This window comes from Secundilactobacillus malefermentans DSM 5705 = KCTC 3548, assembly GCF_001436395.1.
GTDB lineage: Bacteria > Bacillota > Bacilli > Lactobacillales > Lactobacillaceae > Secundilactobacillus > Secundilactobacillus malefermentans.
Genome location: NZ_AZGJ01000082.1, coordinates 1 through 3,624, shown reverse-complemented (window position 1 = coordinate 3,624; position 3,624 = coordinate 1). Strand labels below are relative to the sequence as shown.

Sequence of the window (3,624 nt, the reverse complement as noted above, 5' to 3'; positions counted from 1 at the left end):
CGCCTTGTTTATATAGGTTGATAATGTTTTGTTTGAATTCTTTGTCGTAACGAGTTGGCATGTAAAAATTCCTTCCTTTTGAGAGACGATTTATTCATTATACGCTCTCTTAAAAGTTGTCTCAGGAATCAGCTTACATCCAAATTTTAGAGTATGATAAAGTTGATTAACAATTTCGATAAAGGCGATGATGGGATGAAAAGCACGACGAAATGGGTAACACGGTGGCCCGAACGAATTAGTTACGGCTTAAGTGACGCCGCCGATAATTTAGTCTTTCAAATGATGACGACCTATTTGCTATTCTTTTACACGGATGTTTATGGACTGACACCAAGCGCGGTGGCCATTTTATTTGTCGTGGCGCGGGTAGCTGACGTTGTTGAAAGTTTTGTCATCGGGATCATGATTGATCACACACATTCACGGTTTGGCAAGAGCCGACCGTTCTTCCTCTGGTATTCGTTACCTTACGTTATTTTTGCGGTTCTCACCTTTGTGACGCCTAACTTTTCGTATAATGGTAAATTAATCTGGGCATATGTGACGTATTTAGGCCTTGGATTTCTGTATACGGCTGTTAATCTGCCAATCACGTCAATCTTACCAACGATGTCGCAGAATACTCGTGAGTTGACGTTGTTGGGTGTCATTCGTCAATTCTTTGGCAGTTCGGTTCAAATTGTGGTGGCGGTATTCACATTACCCTTGGTTGCGTTCTTCGGCCACGGTAATCAGCAAAAAGGGTTCTTGGGCACAATCATCGTGTTTAGCCTGATTTCATTTCTTTTGATTATCAACACGTTTGTCCATGTTCGCGAACGGTTCGCGAATCCTGAAATTGCCCATCAACCGTTAACAACTGTCCTAAAAATGTTGAAACATAATCAGCCATGGATCGTTATGTCAATCGTGATTCTCATGTACTGGCTGGTGACGGCAATTAAGAATCAGACAACCATTTACTATTTTAAATATACGGTGGGAAACGAAAACCTGGTACCACTAGCTAACAGTTTTACCCTGGCAGCGTTAATCGGGGTATTGCTGATCATTCGAATTACCGAGGTTCGCAGTAAGAAGCAAACGATGCTTCGCGGTATTTTAATGGCGCTGGTTGGCCAAGCCGTGATTGCGGTTGGGGTTTATACCAAAATACTGTGGTTCTTGTTTGGCGGTGTCTTGATTAACTCGATTGGCAATGGGATCATTATCGGCCTCGTCTCAATCATGATTGCTGACACAATCCGTTATGGTGCCAGCATGGGGATCCAAGCCGAGGGAATTCTGGCTTCAACGGATGACTTTGGCGTTAACGTCGGCCTTGGTGTTGGCGGCTTGATTACAGCTGGTTTGTTTCACTTTTCGGGTTACGTTGCCAATCGAACCCAGAATGCCGCAACTCTCACCATGATTGATTTGAATTATGTTTGGATTCCGTTGGTTATTTATGTGGGGATGTATTTTGTATTGCGGCTTTATGATGAGGGGCGGATTGAACGAGCAATAGAAGCAAGAAAATAAGTCCGAATTATATTCTAAATAATAGTTTTTGATTTGCTAACTAACACCGGTGCGGTGTGATATTATTGGTTCTGGTGCAAATTTTCCTCGCTGACTTGATTTTAGTATACTGGGTGCCAAGAAACGAGGGATTGCGCGCATGAATCACTTTAAGGGACGCCACTTTCAAAAGGACATCATCTTAGTAGCCGTTGGCTACTATTTCAGATTCAGTCTCAGCTATCGTGACATCGTTGAATTGCTTCGGGATCGGGGTATCACTGTTCATCACACCACGGTCATGCGTTGGGTTCATCACTATGGCCCCATCTTTAAGGCTCTATGGCGTCGGCATCAAACAGCTCACGCTAAAAGTTGGCGAATCGATGAGACCTATATTCGAGTTAAAGGCCGTTGGGCCTATTTGTATCGCGCTATTGACAGTAACGGTTTGACCATGGATTTTGAGTTACGAAAACACCGCGATTATACCGCATCCTATCACTTTTTGAAGCGTCTCTTGACGACCAATGGTCGGCCTGATCGATTAGTCACTGATCAATATCGGGCAACACTGAAAGCAGTGAAGCAAATTTATTGAACAAAATATGATAGACATTAAGTAATAAGTGTTACCCTTGAAAATGTAATGAAGAAACTATTGTGTTAGGAGGATTTTATGGATAAACGTAAAATTGTAATTGTTGGTGCTTCACATGGTGGTCATGAATCAGCAATTGAGCTGTTGGATAAATATAATGATGTAGATGTAACTGTTTATGAAGCTGGCGACTTTATTTCATTTATGTCCTGTGGTATGCAATTATACTTAGAAAATAAAGTTACGGCTGAAGATGACGTCAGAAACTTTGCTCCTGAAGATGTTGAAAAGAAGGGCGGTCATGTTTATGCCAACCATGAAGTAACCGCGATTCATCCTGAACATAAGACAGTAACAGTTAAGGATTTAACCAATAATTCTGAAGAAGAAGTTCAATATGATAAGTTAATTCTTTCATCAGGTGTAACGCCAAAGGTTTTACCAGTACCTGGCAATGATCTTAAGAATATCTATTTAATGCGTGGACGTGATTGGGCTTCTAAGTTAATGAGTGCTGTTAACAATCCAGCAATTAAGAATGTTGCTATTGTTGGTGCTGGTTATATTGGTACTGAAGCTAGTGAAGTATTTGCTAAAGCTGGCAAGCATGTAACTTTAATGGACATGATTGATCGTCCATTAGGAACTTACTTGAACCCTGAATTGCTTGATGTTTTGGAACCTACCTTTAAGAAGAATATGGACTTGAAGATGGGCGTTAAAATTGAAGGCTTCAACGGTAATGAAAAAGTTGAAAGCGTCAAGACCGATCAAGGCGATATACCAGCTGACTTGGTTGTTGTTTCAGCAGGGGTAACTCCTAATACTGATTGGATAAAGGGCACAGTTGATTTAGATCAAAGAGGCTGGATTAAGACTGATCCATACTTGAGAACGAATGTTAAAGACGTTTACGCTATTGGAGATGCAATTTTGCCACTTTCTATTCCAGCAGGTAAGCCAATGCCAATTGCTTTAGCTACTACTGCTAGAAGAGAAGCACAATATGTGGTTGATCATATCTTTGAAGATAAGCCAGATCGCGCTTTCAAGGGTGTTATCGGTGCTTCAGCTCTTAGCGTCTTTGACTATCACTTCGCTACTGCGGGATTAAATAAGTTTTCAGCTGCTAAGAATAAGCTTGATTATCAAACTAGCTTCTATGAAGATCATATGCGTCCAGCTTATGTCCCAGAAGCAGATAATCCTAAGGTATATGTCAGCTTAACCTTTAATCCATATACTCACCAAATCTTAGGCGGTGCTGTCCTTTCTAAGTATGATATTACTGCTCAAGGCAATGTTTTAGCTTTGGCAATTAGTCATAAGATGCGCTTGGAAGACTTGGCTGAACAAGACTTCTTCTTCCAACCAGGATTTGACCGTCAATGGAGTTTGCTTAACCTAGCTGCTCAACATGCATTAGGTATGGCAAGATTCTAATTTAATCGTTAATAAAAATAAATTGTAAAGATAAAAACTAGTCATGTTTTTAACGGCTCTTTGTCAAATGGTGTTGA

The 3,624-nt window shown here is 40.8% G+C and carries 2 protein-coding genes and 1 pseudogene; all 3 read left to right on the top strand.

The features are described 5' to 3' along the window. Positions 1 to 195: 195 nt before the first annotated feature. The 3 genes and pseudogenes from FD44_RS09585 (at position 196) to FD44_RS09575 (ending at position 3,547) form a co-directional block, all read left to right on the top strand. Positions 196 to 1,524 carry a glycoside-pentoside-hexuronide (GPH):cation symporter gene (locus FD44_RS09585; RefSeq protein WP_056973910.1) on the top strand — a complete coding sequence of 443 codons (1,329 nt, stop codon included), beginning with the start codon at positions 196 to 198 and terminating at the stop codon, positions 1,522 to 1,524. Positions 1,525 to 1,663: 139 nt separating this feature from the next. Beyond that, positions 1,664 to 2,098: pseudogene (locus FD44_RS09580) on the top strand (IS6 family transposase); the annotation flags it as partial. A gap of 84 nt (positions 2,099 to 2,182) precedes the next feature. After that, the gene (locus FD44_RS09575; protein ID WP_042749386.1) at positions 2,183 to 3,547 is read left to right on the top strand and encodes an NAD(P)/FAD-dependent oxidoreductase; all 1,365 of its coding nucleotides are present in this window, start codon (positions 2,183 to 2,185) and stop codon (positions 3,545 to 3,547) included. Positions 3,548 to 3,624 lie beyond the last annotated feature (77 nt).

Bases quoted from the DNA above. Each gene is read 5' to 3' on its own strand.
- FD44_RS09585 (WP_056973910.1), top strand. From the start codon at position 196: ATGAAAAGCACGACGAAATGGGTAACACGGTGGCCCGAACGAATTAGT.
- FD44_RS09575 (WP_042749386.1), top strand. From the start codon at position 2,183: ATGGATAAACGTAAAATTGTAATTGTTGGTGCTTCACATGGTGGTCAT.